Here is a 2,092-nt window from a genome sequence, read left to right on the forward strand (position 1 = left end):
CCATGAGCGCGGCATCGTGCCGACACAATCGCAAGAGATAAACGCGCCGAAATGAGGGGGTTCGCGGCCATGACCAGCACAGCAAGATTCCATGCCATCGACAGCGATGCCGAACTGCCCGCACGCTTGCGCCCGGCCGACATCCACGCCCCGAAAATGGTCAGCCAGGCTGCCGGCCCGTTCGAAATACCCGCCGAGACCGGCAAGGGTCCATCCATGCGCGACGCGTTGATAACCGGCCTGCTGGTGATCTATCCGACCGTGGCTACGGTGGTGGCGATCGTCGCCGGCCTTATGCTGGCCAGCGCCAACGGCACCTGAAATTATCCCACCCGCGCCTTCGGCGCGACCTCCCCACAAGGGAGAGGTGGGAAGCCCTACTTCGGCCGCCTGAAAGCCTTCCGCTGCTTCTCGACCTCTTTGCGGCAGACGCAGCCCTCGAGGTGGTCGTTGACCAGACCCATCGCCTGCATGAAGGCGTAGACCGTGGTTGGGCCCACGAAGCTCCAGCCGCGCTTCTTCAGCTCCTTCGAAATCCGCACCGAGACCGCCGTAGTCGGGTTGGCGCGCAGATGGGCGAGATCGACGATCACCGGCCGCTCGTCCTTGCCGGGTTCGAACTTCCAGAACCAGGCGGCCAGCGAGCCGAATTCATCGGCCATTTCGCGGGCGCGCTTGGCGTTGTTTATGGTCGAGATGATCTTGCCGCGATGACGGATGATACCGGCATTGCCGAGCAGGCGCTCGACATCCTTGTCGGTGAAGGCAGCGACCTTGTCGAATTCGAAATTGGCGAAGGCCTCGCGAAAATTCTCCCGCTTGCGCAGGATCGTCAGCCACGACAGGCCCGATTGAAAGCCTTCCAGGCAGATCTTTTCGAACAGCCTGCGGTCATCGGCGACAGGCCGGCCCCATTCATGATCGTGATAATGAAGATAGTCGGGCAGATTGCCGTGCCAGAAGCAGCGCGCGACACCATCGGGACCGGCGAGCAGGCCGGTGTTTTCTTTGTCCATAAGCCAAAATCCGTTCGTTAATGCGCTTTTGCGCTGCATTTACTGCGGCTTTACCAGATTCCTGAACCCGGCGGTAACCACACCAAAAGGTTTACCGACACTTGTGCATTTTACGCATTCCGATTCATGTTTCGGTTGCTGCTTGCGCGCCAATGATCGCCGAACCGGGCGGACGTTTCCACCCGTTTTGTGTTCGACGATCAAGGTGCGTTCCGATGAAGACAGTTCTGTTTCCCGTGCTCGGCGCCGTGGCTGTGTTTGCCGCCGGCGTCACACCCTCAACCGCCGGCGACCGCTATGCCGACAGGCCGCCGGTGATGGTGAGCCCCGACCTTTCCGCACCCTGGGTGCTGCAGCTCGGCCAGGCGCCCGGCATCGTCCGGCAGAATCGCCAGGTCGTGCAGCAGCCGCGCCTGCGCACCGCGCAACCGGCGCAGCCCGACCGGGTGCAGACGGCGGGCGTGCAGGCGCCGGCCAAGCGCATGGTCATGCGTCCGCAGATCAACCCGATCTACCTGCCGCAGGAAGTCGCCTATGACGGCGCACAGAAGCCGGGCACGATCGTCATCGACACCACGCAGAATTTCCTCTTCCTTGTCGAGAAGAACGGCAAGGCGCGGCGCTATGGCGTCGGCACCGGCAAACCCGGCTTCGAGTGGTCGGGCACGCACAAGATCACCAACAAGCGCGAATGGCCGGACTGGCGCCCACCGGCGGAAATGATCAAGCGCGAAGCCGCCAAAGGCCGCTATTTGCCGACCTATCTGGCCGGCGGCATGGAGAACCCGCTTGGCGCGCGTGCGCTCTATCTCGGCACGACAGAGTACCGCATCCACGGCACCAACCAGCCGTGGACGATCGGCGGCGCGGTGTCCTCTGGCTGCATCCGCATGCGCAATGAGGACGTCGTCGACCTCTATGAACGCGTCAATGTCGGAACCACGGTCGAGGTGATATAATAGTTCTTGCGAATCACTTGGCCGGCAAAGCAATCCGCTTTTCGAGGCCAGTCTGAGACAACGGGGGACGGGCCGTATGGGGATGCGGCCAGTCAGGAAGGGCAGCACGGGAAACCG

At 62.5% G+C, this 2,092-nt stretch carries 3 protein-coding genes; 2 read left to right on the forward strand and 1 reads right to left on the reverse strand.

Going from position 1 to position 2,092, the window contains the following annotated elements:
• Window positions 1-69: 69 nt before the first annotated feature.
• Window positions 70-321, forward strand: a complete 252-nt coding sequence (locus FCU66_RS40825) for a hypothetical protein (RefSeq protein WP_136617373.1) — start codon at window positions 70-72, stop codon at window positions 319-321.
• 56 nt (window positions 322-377) lie between these two features.
• On the opposite strand, the gene FCU66_RS40830 is transcribed toward FCU66_RS40825, so the two are convergent.
• Complete coding sequence (locus FCU66_RS40830) at window positions 378-1,016, reverse strand: DNA-3-methyladenine glycosylase I (RefSeq protein ID WP_136617372.1); 639 nt, start codon at window positions 1,014-1,016, stop codon at window positions 378-380.
• Between the two features lie 215 nt (window positions 1,017-1,231).
• Here FCU66_RS40830 and FCU66_RS40835 point away from each other — a divergent pair, with 215 nt between their 5' ends.
• Window positions 1,232-1,975 (forward strand): L,D-transpeptidase, encoded by a 744-nt coding sequence (locus tag FCU66_RS40835; RefSeq protein ID WP_136617371.1) that lies wholly within the window; start codon window positions 1,232-1,234, stop codon window positions 1,973-1,975.
• Window positions 1,976-2,092 lie beyond the last annotated feature (117 nt).

It is taken from the genome of Mesorhizobium norvegicum, from assembly GCF_004919685.1.
Taxonomy (GTDB): Bacteria; Pseudomonadota; Alphaproteobacteria; order Rhizobiales; family Rhizobiaceae; genus Mesorhizobium; species Mesorhizobium norvegicum.

Bases quoted from the DNA above. Each gene is read 5' to 3' on its own strand.
- FCU66_RS40825 (WP_136617373.1), top strand. From the start codon at position 70: ATGACCAGCACAGCAAGATTCCATGCCATCGACAGCGATGCCGAACTG.
- FCU66_RS40830 (WP_136617372.1), bottom strand. From the start codon at position 1,016: ATGGACAAAGAAAACACCGGCCTGCTCGCCGGTCCCGATGGTGTCGCG.
- FCU66_RS40835 (WP_136617371.1), top strand. From the start codon at position 1,232: ATGAAGACAGTTCTGTTTCCCGTGCTCGGCGCCGTGGCTGTGTTTGCC.